This is a genomic window from Synechococcus sp. CCAP 1479/9 (assembly GCF_019038535.1).
Taxonomy (GTDB): domain Bacteria; phylum Cyanobacteriota; class Cyanobacteriia; order PCC-6307; family Cyanobiaceae; genus Cyanobium.
Window position 1 is genome coordinate 1 of the sequence record NZ_JAFKRK010000023.1, and the last position, 14,936, is coordinate 14,936.

General features: G+C 69.0%; 15 protein-coding genes. 9 read left to right on the forward strand and 6 right to left on the reverse strand.

Going from position 1 to position 14,936, the window contains the following annotated elements; all coding sequences use genetic code 11:
• From KUG38_RS09080 to KUG38_RS09100, 5 genes are all read left to right on the forward strand, one after another.
• Window positions 1-445: photosynthetic reaction center family protein (locus tag KUG38_RS09080; RefSeq protein ID WP_502988694.1), on the forward strand; the 445-nt coding region annotated here is incomplete at its 5' end.
• 176 nt (window positions 446-621) lie between these two features.
• Window positions 622-1,635: a metal ABC transporter substrate-binding protein gene (locus KUG38_RS09085; protein WP_216920766.1), complete on the forward strand. Its 1,014-nt coding sequence runs from the start codon at window positions 622-624 to the stop codon at window positions 1,633-1,635.
• Between the two features lie 4 nt (window positions 1,636-1,639).
• Window positions 1,640-2,437, forward strand: coding sequence for a metal ABC transporter ATP-binding protein (locus tag KUG38_RS09090; RefSeq protein WP_216920768.1), 798 nt, complete (start codon window positions 1,640-1,642; stop codon window positions 2,435-2,437).
• Window positions 2,434-3,306, forward strand: a complete 873-nt coding sequence (locus tag KUG38_RS09095; RefSeq protein WP_216920770.1) for a metal ABC transporter permease — start codon at window positions 2,434-2,436, stop codon at window positions 3,304-3,306. The genes KUG38_RS09090 and KUG38_RS09095 overlap by 4 nt, the downstream gene beginning before the upstream one ends.
• Complete coding sequence (locus tag KUG38_RS09100) at window positions 3,303-4,493, forward strand: DUF4336 domain-containing protein (RefSeq protein ID WP_216920772.1); 1,191 nt, start codon at window positions 3,303-3,305, stop codon at window positions 4,491-4,493. Before KUG38_RS09095 ends, KUG38_RS09100 begins: the two co-directional genes overlap by 4 nt.
• A gap of 22 nt (window positions 4,494-4,515) precedes the next feature.
• Here the strand turns inward: KUG38_RS09100 and KUG38_RS09105 are convergent, their stop codons facing one another.
• Both KUG38_RS09105 and lepB read right to left on the reverse strand, forming a co-directional pair.
• Window positions 4,516-4,875 (reverse strand): DUF760 domain-containing protein, encoded by a 360-nt coding sequence (locus KUG38_RS09105; RefSeq protein ID WP_094585938.1) that lies wholly within the window; start codon window positions 4,873-4,875, stop codon window positions 4,516-4,518.
• A gap of 49 nt (window positions 4,876-4,924) precedes the next feature.
• Entirely contained in the window at window positions 4,925-5,539 is a 615-nt protein-coding gene (gene lepB / locus KUG38_RS09110; protein ID WP_286195829.1) for a signal peptidase I, read from the reverse strand.
• Window positions 5,540-5,593: 54 nt separating this feature from the next.
• Between lepB and menD the strand changes: the two genes are divergently transcribed.
• Genes menD through KUG38_RS09125 form a run of 3 tightly spaced genes read left to right on the forward strand, consistent with a single transcriptional unit; the run spans window position 5,594 to window position 9,291 of the window.
• Window positions 5,594-7,429, forward strand: coding sequence for a 2-succinyl-5-enolpyruvyl-6-hydroxy-3-cyclohexene-1-carboxylic-acid synthase (menD, locus tag KUG38_RS09115; RefSeq protein ID WP_216920774.1), 1,836 nt, complete (start codon window positions 5,594-5,596; stop codon window positions 7,427-7,429).
• The gene (gene menB, locus KUG38_RS09120; protein WP_216920776.1) at window positions 7,426-8,280 is read left to right on the forward strand and encodes a 1,4-dihydroxy-2-naphthoyl-CoA synthase; all 855 of its coding nucleotides are present in this window, start codon (window positions 7,426-7,428) and stop codon (window positions 8,278-8,280) included. Before menD ends, menB begins: the two co-directional genes overlap by 4 nt.
• Before the next feature lie 42 nt (window positions 8,281-8,322).
• Window positions 8,323-9,291 carry a sensor domain-containing diguanylate cyclase gene (locus KUG38_RS09125; protein WP_216920777.1) on the forward strand — a complete coding sequence of 323 codons (969 nt, stop codon included), beginning with the start codon at window positions 8,323-8,325 and terminating at the stop codon, window positions 9,289-9,291.
• A gap of 15 nt (window positions 9,292-9,306) precedes the next feature.
• On the opposite strand, the gene KUG38_RS09130 is transcribed toward KUG38_RS09125, so the two are convergent.
• From KUG38_RS09130 to KUG38_RS09140, 3 genes are read right to left on the reverse strand one after another with little or no spacing between them, the layout of a single operon-like run.
• Window positions 9,307-11,232, reverse strand: a complete 1,926-nt coding sequence (locus KUG38_RS09130; RefSeq protein WP_216920778.1) for an ATP-binding protein — start codon at window positions 11,230-11,232, stop codon at window positions 9,307-9,309.
• Window positions 11,219-12,835 carry an ATP-binding protein gene (locus KUG38_RS09135; RefSeq protein WP_216920779.1) on the reverse strand — a complete coding sequence of 539 codons (1,617 nt, stop codon included), beginning with the start codon at window positions 12,833-12,835 and terminating at the stop codon, window positions 11,219-11,221. Before KUG38_RS09135 ends, KUG38_RS09130 begins: the two co-directional genes overlap by 14 nt.
• A 7-nt stretch (window positions 12,836-12,842) precedes the next feature.
• On the reverse strand, window positions 12,843-13,208 hold the full coding sequence (locus KUG38_RS09140; RefSeq protein WP_286195833.1) for a PAS domain S-box protein: 366 nt from the start codon (window positions 13,206-13,208) through the stop codon (window positions 12,843-12,845).
• Between the two features lie 174 nt (window positions 13,209-13,382).
• On the opposite strand from KUG38_RS09140, the gene KUG38_RS09145 reads away from it, so the two are divergent.
• Window positions 13,383-13,733, forward strand: coding sequence for an STAS domain-containing protein (locus KUG38_RS09145; RefSeq protein ID WP_286195835.1), 351 nt, complete (start codon window positions 13,383-13,385; stop codon window positions 13,731-13,733).
• 29 nt (window positions 13,734-13,762) lie between these two features.
• Here the strand turns inward: KUG38_RS09145 and KUG38_RS09150 are convergent, their stop codons facing one another.
• Complete coding sequence (locus KUG38_RS09150) at window positions 13,763-14,935, reverse strand: PP2C family protein-serine/threonine phosphatase (RefSeq protein WP_216920781.1); 1,173 nt, start codon at window positions 14,933-14,935, stop codon at window positions 13,763-13,765.
• Between the last annotated feature and the right edge of the window lies 1 nt (window position 14,936).

A 14,936-nucleotide genomic window follows, 5' to 3' on the forward strand; every position in this document is an offset into this window, starting at 1 on the left:
CGCCATGCACGGCTCCCTGGTGACCTCCTCCCTGGTGCGTGAAACCACCGAGAGCGAGTCCCAGAACTACGGCTACAAGTTCGGCCAGGAGGAAGAGACCTACAACATCGTGGCCGCCCACGGCTACTTCGGTCGTCTGATCTTCCAGTACGCCTCCTTCAACAACAGCCGCAGCCTCCACTTCTTCCTGGCCGCCTGGCCCGTGGTCGGCATCTGGTTCACGTCCCTGGGCATCAGCACCATGGCGTTCAACCTGAACGGCTTCAACTTCAACCAGTCCGTTCTCGACAGCCAGGGCCGGGTGGTGAACACCTGGGCCGACGTGCTCAACCGCGCCAACCTCGGCTTCGAGGTGATGCACGAGCGCAACGCCCACAACTTCCCCCTCGATCTGGCCACCGTGCAGTCCGTTCCCGTGGCCCTGCAGGCTCCGGCGATCGGCTGATCCCCTCGGCACCCACGGTCGGCTGCGGCCCCCGGTCCGCTCGCCGTTCCAGACCCTGCCCCCTCCGTCCCCTGCGGACGCCGAGGGGGCTTTTCCTTGGCGGCCATCCGGCCGTAGCTGGGCGGCGGTGGCGGCCAGAATGTTCATTCCAAGCTTTCTGCTCGCCAGCGGCCGCCATGCCCCAGCACCGCCGTGACGGCCAGGGCCACCCCGAAGCCCCCCGCTTCCTCCTGAAGCAGGCCCTGGTGGCCGCCGCCCTGATGCTTCCGCTGCTGAGCGGTGGCTGCAGCCCCGGCCCCCAGGGCGGCGGCAAGGCCCCCGGCGCGAGCGACACCGCCGGGGCCAGCGACACGGCCGGGGCGAAGGACGACCGTCCCCTGGTGCTCACCACCTTCACGATCCTGGCGGACATGGCGCGGCAGGTGGCCGGCGAGCGGGTGCGGGTGGAATCGATCACCCGACTGGGGGCCGAGATCCACGGCTACGAGCCCACCCCCAGCGATCTGAAGCGGGCCTCGGGGGCCCAGATGGTGCTGGAGAACGGCTTCGGGCTGGAACGCTGGGCCCAGCGCTTCTATGCCGGCCTCCCCGAGGTGCCCCACGTGACCCTCACCGAGGGCATCACGCCCCTGCCGATCGCCGGCGACGCCTACCAGGGCAAGCCCAACCCCCACGCCTGGATGTCCCCCCGGCTGGCCAAGGTCTATGTGGAGAACATCCGCCGCGCCCTGACCCGGCTCGACCCCGCCGGGGCCGCCACCTTCCAGCGCAACGCCGAGCGCTACAGCGCCGAGCTGGACGCCCTCGACCGGGAACTGCGGACCTCCCTGGCCCGGATCCCCCCCGGCCAGCGAGTGCTGGCCACCTGTGAGGGGGCCTTCTCCTACCTGGCCCGCGACTACGGCCTCACCGAGGCCTACCTGTGGCCGGTGAACGCCGAATCCCAGGTCACCCCCCAGCGGATGGCCCGCCTGATCGCCCTGGTGAAGGAGCGCCGGGTGCCGGCGGTGTTCTGCGAAAGCACGGTCAGCGCCGAGCCCCAGAAGCAGGTGGCGAAGCAGTCGGGGGCCCGCTTCGGCGGCGTGTTCCACGTGGATTCGCTCTCCCTGCCGGACGGCCCGGCCCCCAATCTTCTGGAGCTGCAGCGTCATAACGTGGAGACCCTGCAAGCGGGTCTGGCGGGGAGCTGAACCAATGCCCTCTCGCCCCACCCCCTTGCCCGGCAGCGAGCGCATCGCCGTCCACAACCTCTGCGTCGATTACCACGGGGTGGTGGCCGTCCATGAGGCCTCCCTGCATCTCGATGCCGGCACCATCTGCGCCCTGGTGGGGATGAACGGGGCCGGCAAATCCACCCTGTTCAAGGCCCTGATGGGCTTTGTGCGCCCCTCGGCCGGCAGCATCGCCATCAACGGCCTGCCCCTGCGGCAGGCACGCCGGGCCCGGGCGGTGGCCTACGTCCCCCAGACCGAAAGCGTCGACTGGAACTTCCCGGTCAACGTCCATGAGGTGGTGATGATGGGCCGCTACGGCAGCATGAATCTGCTGCGCATCCCCCGTCCGGTCGACCGGGAAGCGGTGAAGGAGGCGCTCGAGAGGGTTGACCTGTGGCCCCTGCGCCACCGCCAGATCGGCGCCCTTTCCGGCGGCCAGCGCAAGCGCGCCTTCCTGGCGCGGGCCCTGGCCCAGGGTGCGTCGGTGATGCTGCTGGATGAGCCCTTCAACGGCGTCGACATCCGCACCGAGAAACTGATGATCGAGCTGTTCGAGCAATTCCGGCGCGAGGGGCGCACCCTGATGATCTCCACCCACGACCTGGCCCACGTCACCAGCTTCTGCGACCAGGTGGTGCTGATCAACAAGACCGTGCTCGCCTACGGCGAAACCTCCTCGGTGTTCACCAGCGAGAACCTGGCCCTCACCTTCGGCGGCCTGCGGCTGGAGGGCGACCCGACCGCGGCCGTCGAGCCCGAGCCGCCGCAGGCGCCATGACGGCCGTGCTCACCTGGCTGATCGAACCGCTCCAGCAGGAGTTCATGGTGCGGGCCCTGCTGGTCAGCATGCTCGTCTCCTGCGTCTGCGGCCTGCTCTCCTGCTACATGACCCTCAAGGGCTGGGCCCTGATGGGGGATGCGGTGTCCCATGCGGTGATGCCGGGCGTGGTGATCGCCTATGCCCTGAACCTGCCCTTCGCGGTGGGGGCCTTCGTCTTCGGGGTCGGCTCGGTGGCCCTGATCGGCTACATCAAGCAGATGACCCGGATCAAGGAGGACACGGTGATCGGGTTGGTGTTCACCGGCTTCTTCGCCCTCGGCCTGACGCTGATCTCCAAGGTGCGCAGCAGCATCGACCTCTCCCACATCCTGTTCGGCAACGTGCTGGGCATCAGCTCCTCCGACATCCTCCAGACGGTGGTGATCAGCGTCCTGGTGCTCTCCGTGCTGCTGGTGCTGCGCAAGGACCTGATCCTGTTCTGCTTCGATCCCACCCACGCCCGCTCCATCGGCCTCCACACCGGCGTGCTGCACTACCTGCTGCTGTCGATGCTGTCCCTGGCGGCGGTGGCGGGCCTGCAGACCGTGGGCATCATCCTGGTGGTGGCGATGCTGGTCACCCCGGGGGCCACCGCCTACCTGCTCACCGATCGCTTCGACCGCATGGTGTGGCTGTCGATCCTCTCGGCGGTGATCTCCAGCGTGGCCGGGATCTACTGGAGCTACTGGATGGATGCCTCCACCGCCGGCTGCATCGTGCTGGTGCAGACGCTGCTGTTCCTGCTGTGCTTCCTGCTGGCACCGCGCCATGGCCTGCTCGCCCAGCGGCGCCGCTCGCCGCGGGCCTCCCGCTTCCCATCCGCGTGAGCGCGTCCGCCAGCGGCGCCGCCCCTGTCTCGCCCGCGGACCAGCGCTGGCCCTGGTGGCCCCTGCTGCCCCTCTACCCCTACGGCCGCCGCCGCACCCTGGTGCGGGAGCTGGTCGCCGGGCGGCTGTGGAGCTTCGAGCAGCTGCAGGGGGTCTGGTACGTGGCCGTGCCGATCCGCATGCTGGTGCTGCGGGTGCGGGAGGGGCTGCTGCTCTACGCCCCGGTGGCCCCCACCGCCGAGGTGCGCTCCCGTCTGCGGGACCTGGAGGAGCGCCACGGCCCGGTGTGCACCATCGTGCTGCCCACCGCGTCGGGGCTGGAGCACAAGCTGCCGGTGCCGGCCATGGCCCGGGCTTTCCCCCGGGCCCAGGTATGGGTCACGCCGCGGCAGTGGAGTTTCCCCCTGGCGCTGCCGCCCGCCTGGCTGGGGTTCCCCGCCGCCCGCACCCGGGTGCTGCTCAGCGACGGGGTACCCCACGGCGACCAGCTCGACTGGTTGCCCCTGGGCCCCCTGGACCTGGGGCTGGGCACCTTCCTGGAGATCGCCTGCTTCGATCGGGCCAGCGGCAGCCTGCTGCTCACCGATGCCCTGGTGGCGATTCCGCCGGAGCCGCCGGCGGTGTTCGATCTCGATCCCACGCCGCTGCTGTTCCATGCCCGCGAGCAGGGGGATGAGCCGCTGCAGGACGATCCCGAGCGACGCCGCCGGGGTTGGTGGCGGCTGGTGCTGTTCGCCACCTATCTGCGCCCCCGTCCCCTGGAGGTGCCGCCCCTGGGCGAGGTGCTGCGCCGCTGCCTGGCACCGGGGTGTCGCGACGCCCGCGCCCACTTCGGCTTCTACCCGTTCCGCTGGCTGCCCGGCTGGCAGGCCGACTTCCAGGCCCTGGCGCCGGGGGGCCGCAGCACCCTGCAGGTGGCGGCCGTGCTGGAGCGGCTGGTGTTCCCCCGCCAGCGGGCCGCCCTGGTGGCCTGGATCCGGCTTCTGGCGGGCCTCAAGGACCTGCGCTGGGTGGTTCCGGCCCACCATGACGCCCCCGTGGCCAGTTCGCCCCAGGAGCTGGCGGCCCTGGCCGATCGGATCGACGCGGACGAGTGGGCCCCCGATCAGGGAGCCTGGGAAACCCTGGCCGGCATCGACAACACCCTGGTGCGGCTGGGGCTGGTGCCGGGGGAAGGGGAGGCCTGAGGCCTGGAAGGAGCGCTGAGGACTAGAGCTCGAGTTCTCCGGGGTCCGCGTCGAGGCCCCCCTCGAAGCCGCCGCTGCCGAGCATGGCCGACTCCAGCTCCATGCGCTGCTCCATCTGGCGCAGGAAGTAACCGGTCATCATCGCCGAGGCCAGCAGGCCCGCGAGGTTGTCGCGGCTGGCCTGGATCTTCACCTCGAACTGCTCACCGGGAAGCATGCCCAGCAGGCCCTGGACGTTGTGGCGGATGATGTCCTGGATGTCGCCGGTGGCCGAACGCGCCACCCTCTGGAGCACATCCGGGGACTGTTCCTGCAGGTACTGAATCAGCGAATTGTCGCTGATCGCCTCGTTGTCGGCGGTCAGGAACTCCGGGTTGAACATGTGCCCTCCGGTGTGCGCTGTAACACGACGTGCACCCTAACGCAGTCTTTCAAGCGGCTTCCCCAGCGTCTGGAGTGGAGAACCCAACCGGACCGAACCGGGCCAGGGGCCAGTACCGCCAGATGGCGGTGCCGATCAGGTCGCTCTCCGGCAGGGGGCCCCAGAGGTGGGAATCCAGGCTGGCATTGCGGTTGTCCCCCAGCACCAGCACCTGCCCAGGCGGAACCACGAAGGGCTCCAGGCCGTAGTCCATCGGCTCACGGGCCCAGTCCGGCTCCGCGGGGATGCCGTTGCGCCAGAGGCGGCCGCCCTTGACCTCCACCCGGTCGCCGGCCACCGCCACCACCCGCTTGATCAGGGCCGCGCCGGGGTCGTAGCCCGCCTGCTGCAGGGCGGCCGGCGGATGGAAGACGACGATGCGGCCCGTCCGCACCCCCGACCCGAAGCGGGGGCTCAGCTTCTCCACCAGGACCCGGTCCTGGAGCTGGAGGGTGGGCAGCATCGAGCCCGACGGAATCCAGCGGGGCTCCACCACCGTCCAGCGAAGCAGCAGCGCCACCAGCACCCACAGCAGCAGCCGGAACAGCTGCCGCAGCAGGCCCCCTGCCCCACCCTGGGGGGCGGAAGGCGGCGTGGGCGGGGCGATGGCGGGGCCGCTGCCCATGGGGAAACCGTCCGTGAGGATGATTCCCCCATCCTGAACACCGGAGCGTCCCCCTTGGCCGGGTCCGCCACATCACTGGCCAATGTGCGGGCGGCTGTGGCGCTCCTGGGGGCACTGCGCCGGGGCGGCCTGGCCCACGGGGTGCTCTGCCCCGGCAGCCGTTCGGCCCCCCTGGCGGTGGCGGCGGCCCTGCTGGAGCCCGGGGGCCTGCGGCTGCACACCGCCATCGACGAGCGCTCCGCCGCCTTCTTCGCCCTCGGCCTGGGCCGGGCCAGCGGCCAGCCGGCGGCCGTGATCACCACCTCGGGCAGCGCCGTGGCCAACCTGCTGCCCGCCGCCGTGGAGGCCGACTTCGGCTCGGTCCCCCTGCTGCTGCTGACGGCCGACCGGCCGGCGCGCCTCAAGGGCTGCGGCGCCAACCAGAGCGTCAACCAGGAGGTGTTCCTGGTCGGCAGCTGCCGCTGGCTGGGCGAGGGCGACCCGGAGGGGCTGGCCGCCATGGCCCCCGCCGAGCTGGACGCCCTGGCCCGCCGGGCCCTGGCCGCCGCCCGGGGCGATGGGGCCGGCCGCTCCGCCGGCCCGGTGCACCTCAACCTGCCCTTCGAGGAACCCCTGCATGCGGACGGCACGGATCTGATCCAGCTGGCCGCCGCGCTGGCCGAAGCGCTGCCGAGGCCCGCGGCAGCTGGCGCCGCAGCCACCACGGCCCCCCCGGCGGCCGCCGTGCCCCTGGTCTCGTCCGGCACCGCCCTGGACCCGGACGAGCCCGGTGTGGTGGTGGCCGGCCCCTGGCGCGGGGCCCCGGCGGCCTGGCCGGCCCACGTGGAGGCCCTGCGGCGCTGGCAGCGCCGCAGCGGCTGGCCGGTGCTGGCCGATGCCCTCTCGGGCCTGCGGGGCCTGCCGGATCTGGCCACGGTGACGGCCTACGACCTGATCCTTTCGGAAAGCTCCGGCGGCGGGGTGGCGATGCCGGCGGATGCGCTGCAGGTGCTGCGCCTGGGCCCCCTGCCGGCCAGCCGACGCCTGCAGCGCTGGCTGGCGGCCCAGGGGGGCCCCCAGGTGCTGGTGAGCGAAGGGGACGGGCGCCGGCTCGATCCCCTCGGGGTGGTGCGGGGTCAGGCCAGCGCCGGCCTGGCGGCCTGGCTGGCGGAGCAGACGCCGCCGACCGGGGCGGGCGATCCATCCGAAGCATCACTGGCGCTGGCGGACCGCTGGCGGCGGGCGGAGGCGGCGGTGCAGGCCCTGCTGGAGCGCGAGCTGGCCAACGACGAGGGGGAACCGGCCCTGGCCCGGCGGTTGAGCCGGCTCCTGCCGGCGGGCCTGCCGGTGCTGCTGGCCAACAGCAGTCCGGTGCGGGACTGGGAGAGCTTCGCCGACCCGGCCGCCCCAGCCCGGCCGATGCACGGTTTCCGGGGGGCCTCCGGCATCGACGGCACCCTCTCGAGCGCCTGCGGCCTGGCCGAAGCCCTCGGCGCCCTGGTGCTGGTGAGCGGCGATCTGGCCCTGCTGCACGATGCCAACGGCTGGCTGTGGCGCCCGCAGTTGCGGGGCCGGCTCACCGTCGTACTGATCGACAACGGCGGCGGCGGCATCTTCGAGCAGCTGCCCATCCGCACCCAGCCGGCGGCAGCCATGGATTTCGAGCGCCTGTTCGCCATGCCCCAGCCGGTGGACCCGCTGGCGCTGGCGGCGGTGCATGGCGTCCCTGGGCGGCGGCTGGTGAGCCTGGACGATCTGGAGGACGCCCTGGCCTGGGCCCTGGCCCAGCCGCTGGCCCTGCTGGTGCTGACCACCGACCGACGCCGGGATGCGGCCCTGCGGCAGCGGCTGCGCACAATGGCCGCAGATCTGGCCGACCCCCTGGCCACCGGGCCGTTCCCCTCCCCATGACCCCCGTTCCCCCCGCCCCGCCGCACTGGACCAGCGCCGGCACCTACAGCGACATCCGCTTCGAGACCAGCGGCGACGGGATCGCCCGGATCAGCATCAACCGGCCCGAGAAGCGCAACGCCTTCCGGCCGCTCACGGTGCAGGAGCTCTGCGATGCCTTCAACCGGGTGCGGGACGACCCCTCCATCGGTGTGGTGCTGTTCACCGGCGAGGGGCCGGCCGCCGACGGCGTCTGGGCCTTCTGCGCCGGAGGTGACCAGAGCGTGCGCGGCGACGGCGGCTATCTCGACGATTCGGGCCTGCCGCGGCTCAACGTGCTCGATCTGCAGCGGATCATCCGCAGCCTGCCCAAGGTGGTGATCGCCCTGGTGGCGGGTTACGCCATCGGCGGCGGCCAGGTGCTGCACCTGCTCTGCGATCTGAGCCTGGCGGCCGAGAACGCCGTCTTCGGCCAGACCGGGCCGCGGGTGGGGAGTTTCGACGGTGGCTTCGGCGCCGGCTACCTGGCCCGGGTGGTGGGCCAGCGCAAGGCCCGGGAGATCTGGTTCCTGTGCCGTCGCTACGACGCCGGCCAGGCCCTGGCCATGGGGCTGGTAAACGCGGTGGTGCCCCTGGAGGACCTGGAGAGGGAAGGGGTGGCCTGGGCGCGGGAAGTGCTGCAGCACAGCCCCACGGCGATCCGCTGCCTGAAGGCCGCCTTCAACGCCGAGACCGACGGTCTGGCGGGGATCCAGGAGCTGGCGGGCCAGGCCACCCACCTCTTCTACCGGACCAGCGAAGGGCAGGAGGGACGCAATGCCTTCCTGGAGAAACGGGACCCGGACTTTTCCGAGGCGCCCTGGCTGCCCTGATGGGGCCCCGGTCCATACTGACTTTCCTGGCAGCGACGACCGGTGTCCTCCTATCCGATTCCGGACAACGAAGCCGAGCGGCAGGCGGCGCTGGACGACCAGTACATCCTCGATACGGAGCCCGGGGAAGACTTCAACCGCATCACCCGCCTGGCCAGCCAGATGCTGGGGGTTCCGATTGCCCTGATCTCCCTGGTGGACCGCCAGCGTCAGTGGTTTCTCTCCCGGGTGGGCCTGGAGCCGAGTGAAACGCCGCGGGAGCTGGCCTTCTGTGCCCACACCATCTGCTCCGATGACGTCATGGTGGTCAGTGATGCGACCGCCGATGATCGCTTCCGGGACAATCCCCTGGTGACGGGGGACCCCCATATCCGCTTCTACGCCGGCGTCCCGCTGCAAACCCGCTCCGGCTTCAACGTGGGGACGCTGTGCGTGATCAGCCCCCAGCCCAGACAGCTTGCCGGCACGGAGCAACAGCTGCTGCAGGATCTGGCCGGCATGGTGACGCAGTATCTGGAATCGCGGCGCAACAGCTATCTCTGTCCTCTCACGGGGCTCCAGAACCGACGCCCCTTCCAGGAGGCGGGGCAGCGGGAGTGCCAGCGGGCTCGCCAGAACGGCGATGCGCTCACCCTGCTGATCTTCGGACTCGATGATTTCCCTGGGTTCTGCGCCCGGTTCGGAGCTCCGCAGGGGGATCGGCTGCTCCAGGAGATGGCTGCCCGGCTGCTGAACCAGGTGGGGGAGAGCTCCCTGCTGGGACGGGTGACCGCCGACGAATTCGCCGTGCTGCGCCCAGGCATGGACAGCACGGAAGGACTGGCCCTGGCGGAGCAGATGCGGGCCGCCCTGGCCCTCGATGGCTGGCTGGTGGAGGGCGTCCGCCATCCGCTGGCCATCAGCTGCGGTGTCGCCTCGCTGGGCGATGACGACAGCGGATTCAAGGACCTGTTCCGGCGGGCCGAGGCGGCCCTGAGCCAAGCCAGGTTGTCGGGAACGACGCCGGCCTAGGGCGGACCTCCCCGATCAGCGGGCCTGCACGGCCGCATAGGCCCGCGAAAGGGCGCCCTGAAGCGACTCCACCCGGATCGGCTTGCCAATGAAGTCATCCATGCCGCTCGCCAACGCCTGGGCGCGGTCGCTCTCGCGGATGTTGGCGGTGACCGCCACGATCCAGGGACGGACCCCACGGCCGCCCTGCTCACGGATCCGTCGCGTGGCGTCGAATCCATCGAGTTTCGGCATTCGCAGATCCATCAGGATGATGTCCGGGTCGAGGCTGCGCTGCTGCTCCAGGGCCTCCTCGCCGTCGCAGGCCACGCTGACGCCGTAGCCGAGCCGTTGCAGCATCAGCTCACAGACGCGGGCGTTGACGCGATTGTCCTCGGCCAGGAGGATCCGCAGCGGATGGCTCGCGGCGAAGCTGGCCTCTGCCGGTGCCTGGCCCGCCGGCACCATCACCGGCAGGCTGACCGTGAACAGGCAACCCTGGCCGGGTTCGCTCTCCACTTCAATCCCGCCCCCCATGGCCACCACCAGGTGGTGGCAGATGGCCAGGCCCAGGCCGGTGCCGCCATGGGGACGGGTGCTGGAGCCATCCCCCTGGGTGAAGGGCTGGAAGATCGTCTCCCGGGAGGAGGGGCTGATCCCGGGCCCGGTATCCCGGATACGGAAGAGCAGGGGCCAGCGGCCATCGGGAAGGAGATCCTCCACGCCGACGGCCACGGCCACCTCGCCTTGCACCGTGAACCTGACCGCATTGCCCACCAGATTCACGAGGATCTGCCGCAGGTGCAGGGGATCGGAGGTCACGACGTCGGGAATGTCGGCATCGAAGCTGAGCGTGATGGCCGGCCCCTTCGACTGGGCCTGCTGGCGGAACAGATGGACGACCTCCTCCACCAGGGGGCGGAGGCGGCAAGGGGCTGCATCGATCACCAGGGCGCCACTGTCGATGGCGGAGAAGTCGAGCAGCTGGTTCAGCAGGAGCAGCAGCGACTCGCCGGAGTTGCGAACCGTCTGCAGGCACGATTCCTGGTGGGCGGTGAGGGCCGTGTTCAGCAGGATGTCGGTGAGTCCGATCACACCATTGAGGGGGGTCCGCAGCTCGTGGCCCATGGTGGCCAGGAAGGTGGTCTTGGCCAGGTTGGCCTGCTCGGAGTCCTGCGCCGCCCGGCGGGCCAGATCGCGGGCCTCCAGGCTCACCTCCAGCGCCATAGCCGAGGAGCGCAGCGAACGCCAGTGGAGCACTCCCGCCAAAGCGGACAGAAGGGCACTGCCGGTGAGCGAGAGGGCCAGGCTGAGGCGCAGGGGAAACAGCTGCTGATTGAGGGTGGCCATCGACAGATCGACACCCACCAGACCCACCGTCCTGCCAGACCCGTCACGGAAGGGAGCAAAGCTGCTCAGGAACGTGCCCCACCGATCGGTGTAGGGAACCGAGCTCACCGTGACCCTGCCATCGCGAGCCGCCGAGCGGGCGGAGGGCGGGGCCTCGCCGTAGCGCTTGCCGATCACCAGGGGGCTCACGTCGTCCCCTTGGTTCTTGATGTAGTAGGTGCTGTCGAGAACGAAGCGGAGATCCTTCGCCGGCCCCCTCAGGGTGTAGGCGTAAAAGACATCCGGCACCGACCGCCTGAGGCGGAGCAGGGGCTCGGTGGCCTGGCGATAGGCAACGCTGCCTGCCTGTTCCGGGCGGGTGATCCGCTCATGCAGATCCCCATCCATCTCCAACGCCGTGACCGCGGCCAGATCCCGTAAGCGCTCCTGGATGTTGGCGTAGAGGCTGCCCTCAGCGGCGCGATAGGTGACGATCAGGGCCGTGCTGGAGATGGCCATGATTCCCAGGCTCAGCAGGCAGGAATCGCGGACCATTCGGCGCCTTGGCGCGGGAATGTCCTCCGGTCGCTTCACGCCCATGGCCTCCACACTCTCCAGCCTACGGCGTCGCATCCCGACGCCAGGCCTGGAAGCGATCCAGGGCGGCACAGAGATCCACGAAACGCAGGGGCTTGGAGAGAAAGTCGTTCATCCCGGCGGCTTCACACTCCTGGCGATGGGAGCTGAAGGAATAGGCCGTCAAGGCAATGATGTAGATATCCGAATAGCCCTCGCTACGCATCTGTCGGGCCGCGGAGATGCCATCCAGACGGGGCATGGCCACATCCATGACCACCAGATCAAAGGGCTCACTTCGGATGCGCTGGAGTGTGGCGTCGCCATCGCCCACCAGCTGCACCGACAGATTCAGCCTGGCCAGCATCAGCTCCAGCACGCGCTGGTTGACGCGGTTGTCGTCGGCCACCAGGATCCTCAGCCCAGGATCCAGACCTTGGGGAGGGCTGCTCTGGAGAGGCTTCTGCTGGCTCTTTGAGGCCACCGCGAAGGGCAGGCGGACCGAAAAACAGCTGCCCTTGCCGAGGCTGGAATCCACCGAGATCTCACCGCCCATCAGCTGGCACAGCCGGGAACAGATCGCCAGGCCCAGCCCGGCACTCTGGCGGGTCTGCTCCGGGTCGGCGTGACCGACGAACTCCTCAAAGATGAACGGCAGGGCTGCGGCGGCGATGCCGATGCCGGTGTCGGAGACACGCAACCACAGCCCGACGGCATCCGCCGCCGTCCGGGTGGCCTCGACGACGAGCCGGATCTCCCCATGGTTGGTGTATTTGCAGGCATTTCCCAGCAGGTTGAAAAGGATCTGACGCAGCTTGAGATCGTCCCCGATCAACCATCTCGGCACATCCGGCGACAGGTTGAGCCGCAGATCAAGCTGCCGGATGGAGGCCTGATGCTGAAACAGATTCAGCACATCATCGAGCAGATGGTGGAGATCAAACGTTCTGGGGTTCAACGCCAGACGACCGGTCTCGATCTGGGAGATATCGAGAATGTCGTTGACCAGATTCAACAGATAGTCGCCGCTCTCATGGATGGTCTGGATCATCTCCCTGTGGCGTCCGTCCATCGGGCTGGCCAGCAGCAGGTCGCTCATCCCGATCACGGCGTTGAGCGGGGTACGGATCTCATGGCTCATCGTGGCCAGAAAACGTGTCTTCGACTGGCTGGCCGCCAGGGCTTCATCCCGGGCCTGCCGCAGCTCCAGAGTCCGCTGGGCCACCTGCTGCTCCAGCTGATCGCGCGCGTCGATCAGCCGGTCCTGGGCCTGGACGATCGCACTCTGATCCCGGAACGTGAACACAAGCGAGGGCTTGCTCGGGACGTTGACGGTGGCCCACGACACCTCGATGACCCGCCGGGGTGGGGCGCTGGCGAGCTCCCAGGTGCTGGTGCCCTCGGGAGCCTGCGTCCAGAAGGGCTGGCCGGCCGTGGGCTCGGCCGTGGCCTGGGGTTGGCTGTCGGGAAGGATCCCGCTCAGGGAGCGGCCCAGACACTGAAGGCGTGGGAGACCCACGAAGCGATCAAAGGAGGCATTGGTCCACTCGACGATGCCATCGAGATCGGTGAAGGCGAGAGCTTCTTCCACCGCCCCGAGAGCCGCCTCCAGCCGGCCGAGGGTGGTGCGCAATTGGGCGACGAGCTCCTGATCGGCCATCCCGGACTCAGCTCAGCGGACGCAGGGTCGCCGCAAAGACCCAGCCATCCCCGCGCCGTTCAGCGACGATGAAATGCTCTGAATTGATGGCGCGCTGATCCTTGCAGATCGTCATCAACTCCAGGGGATGGTTGAGAATCTGGGATTCACCAACGATCTGAAAGCGTGAGAATCCCAGGTGGTGGGCGTCGCGGAAAGAGTCGGGAAGAATCATGGAGAGGGACTGCCCCTCCAGATCCTGCAAGGTCCATCCATAGGTGGATTCAAACAGGTCGTTGATCTCCACGATGCACCCGTCACGGTCGGCGGCAACGAAGGGCAGGGACTTCTGGCGGAGCTCTTCAATCGTGACCATGGCCAGCGCCGCAGACATCACCGGGTGATTCACAAACCTTAGCGCCGCATCCCGGAAGCCGCCCCGGCTCGCTCAGGACCTGGACACGGCCACGCGCAGGCTGGACAAACCAGGAAGCCAGCCAGCCGCAGCCCGCCCTGGGCCGGGCCGTCCGTTGGCGGAAGCCCCAATCCTGCGGGAATGGTAAGATCAATGAGATTCGAGATTCCATGTGTGGATGATCTCTCCATCCTGAAGCCTTCAGGTTTGCTTGATGCCAAGAGTGGCGCCGACCTGCGATCATCCATCGGCTCTCTTCTGAACGAAAAGCCAGGAGACATCCTGATTGACTTTCAGGGCATCGACTTCATGGACAGCAGTGGCTTCGGTGCCCTGGTCTCCGTGCTCAAGAGGGTCAGGGAGCACGGAAAGCAGCTGTATCTGTGCAGTCTCACCAGCCAGGTGCGGATCGTTCTGGAGCTCACCGGCACGGAAAAGGTCTTCACGATCTTCCCGAATCGGGAGTCCTGCCTGACGGCCCTGTCACAGAAGCCAATCGCATAACGTGTTCAGGCGTGGAGCGCTGAGAAGTCTCAGGAAAAGATGGCACGGATCGCCGAATAGTCATCGGTGAACGGGGTATTGGCCGTGATGTCATGGATCTGGGAGAGCAGCCGCTCGAGGCCATCGTCGTCCGACAGCAGGCCCCGGCACTGTTCCGCCAGCTGCATGAATTCCGCCAACGTACCCATCACACCATCTGGCCTGGGGACTTCGTAGAGCCCATCGCTATAGACGAGCAGACACCCCCCCTCCCCGACCTCCAGACTCTCGTTGGCATAGGTGGACTCCTCGAACAGGCCCACCGCCATGCCCTGGCCCCTGAGCCAGAGGCTGGGGAAAGCCCCCGTACGGCTCCAGAGCAGGGCAGGGGGGTGGCCGGCGCTGGCGTAGCGCAGGGTCCTGCTGGAGAGCTGATACACCCCGTACCAGATGGTGAGGTAGCGGCCCTGGTGGCGCTCCATCTGGAAACCGCCGTTGAGGGCCTGCAGCACCGCGGCCGGATCCCGCAGATCGACGGGCAACGAGCGGGAGCGCAGCTGGTTGTGGACGGAAATGGAGGGGAACGCCGCCGCCAGCCCATGGCCGGAGGCATCGGCGAGATAAAGGATGAAATGATCCGCATCCAGCCAGAAGAAGTCGAAGGAGTCCCCACCCAGCTCATGGGAGGGCTCGAAGCGCGCCTCCACGCGGACGGCACCGGTCATGAACTCGGGAAACAGGGACCGCACATAGCTCGCCGCCTCCTCCAGCTCCTGATCGAGCCGGGCCTTCTGCTGCCGCAGCTCCTCAGCCAGATCCTTGAGGCGCTCGTTGGCCTGGTGCAGACGGATGCCGGAACGGACCCGTGCCAGCAGCTCGTCGGGGTCCACCGGCTTGCTGAGGAAGTCATCGGCACCGCAGTCCAGCCCCCGGACGCGGTCCTCGACCCGGGAACGGGAGGTCAGGAGGATGAAATGGGCCGACTCCAGGGAAGGGTCGGCCTTGCAGGCGCGGCAGACCTCCAGCCCATCCATGCCGTCCATCAGCCAGTCGCAGAGGATCAGGGTGGGCGGGGAAAGACGGGCCTGCTCAAGGGCGGTGACGCCGGAGTCCACCACCACGACCCGGTAGCCCTGACTGCTCAGCCTGGCCTGAAGCAGGCGGGAATGGACGCGATCGTCATCGACGAGCAGGATCGTGGTCGGGGCACCTCTGCTGTCCATC

Excerpts from the sequence above, each read along its gene's own strand:
- KUG38_RS09095 (WP_216920770.1), top strand. The coding sequence starts at position 2,434 with ATGACGGCCGTGCTCACCTGGCTGATCGAACCGCTCCAGCAGGAGTTC.
- KUG38_RS09130 (WP_216920778.1), bottom strand. The coding sequence starts at position 11,232 with ATGCGACGCCGTAGGCTGGAGAGTGTGGAGGCCATGGGCGTGAAGCGA.
- KUG38_RS09085 (WP_216920766.1), top strand. The coding sequence starts at position 622 with ATGCCCCAGCACCGCCGTGACGGCCAGGGCCACCCCGAAGCCCCCCGC.
- menB (WP_216920776.1), top strand. The coding sequence starts at position 7,426 with ATGACCCCCGTTCCCCCCGCCCCGCCGCACTGGACCAGCGCCGGCACC.
- KUG38_RS09150 (WP_216920781.1), bottom strand. The coding sequence starts at position 14,935 with ATGGACAGCAGAGGTGCCCCGACCACGATCCTGCTCGTCGATGACGAT.
- lepB (WP_286195829.1), bottom strand. The coding sequence starts at position 5,539 with ATGGGCAGCGGCCCCGCCATCGCCCCGCCCACGCCGCCTTCCGCCCCC.
- KUG38_RS09145 (WP_286195835.1), top strand. The coding sequence starts at position 13,383 with ATGAGATTCGAGATTCCATGTGTGGATGATCTCTCCATCCTGAAGCCT.
- KUG38_RS09140 (WP_286195833.1), bottom strand. The coding sequence starts at position 13,208 with ATGTCTGCGGCGCTGGCCATGGTCACGATTGAAGAGCTCCGCCAGAAG.
- KUG38_RS09090 (WP_216920768.1), top strand. The coding sequence starts at position 1,640 with ATGCCCTCTCGCCCCACCCCCTTGCCCGGCAGCGAGCGCATCGCCGTC.
- KUG38_RS09105 (WP_094585938.1), bottom strand. The coding sequence starts at position 4,875 with ATGTTCAACCCGGAGTTCCTGACCGCCGACAACGAGGCGATCAGCGAC.
- KUG38_RS09135 (WP_216920779.1), bottom strand. The coding sequence starts at position 12,835 with ATGGCCGATCAGGAGCTCGTCGCCCAATTGCGCACCACCCTCGGCCGG.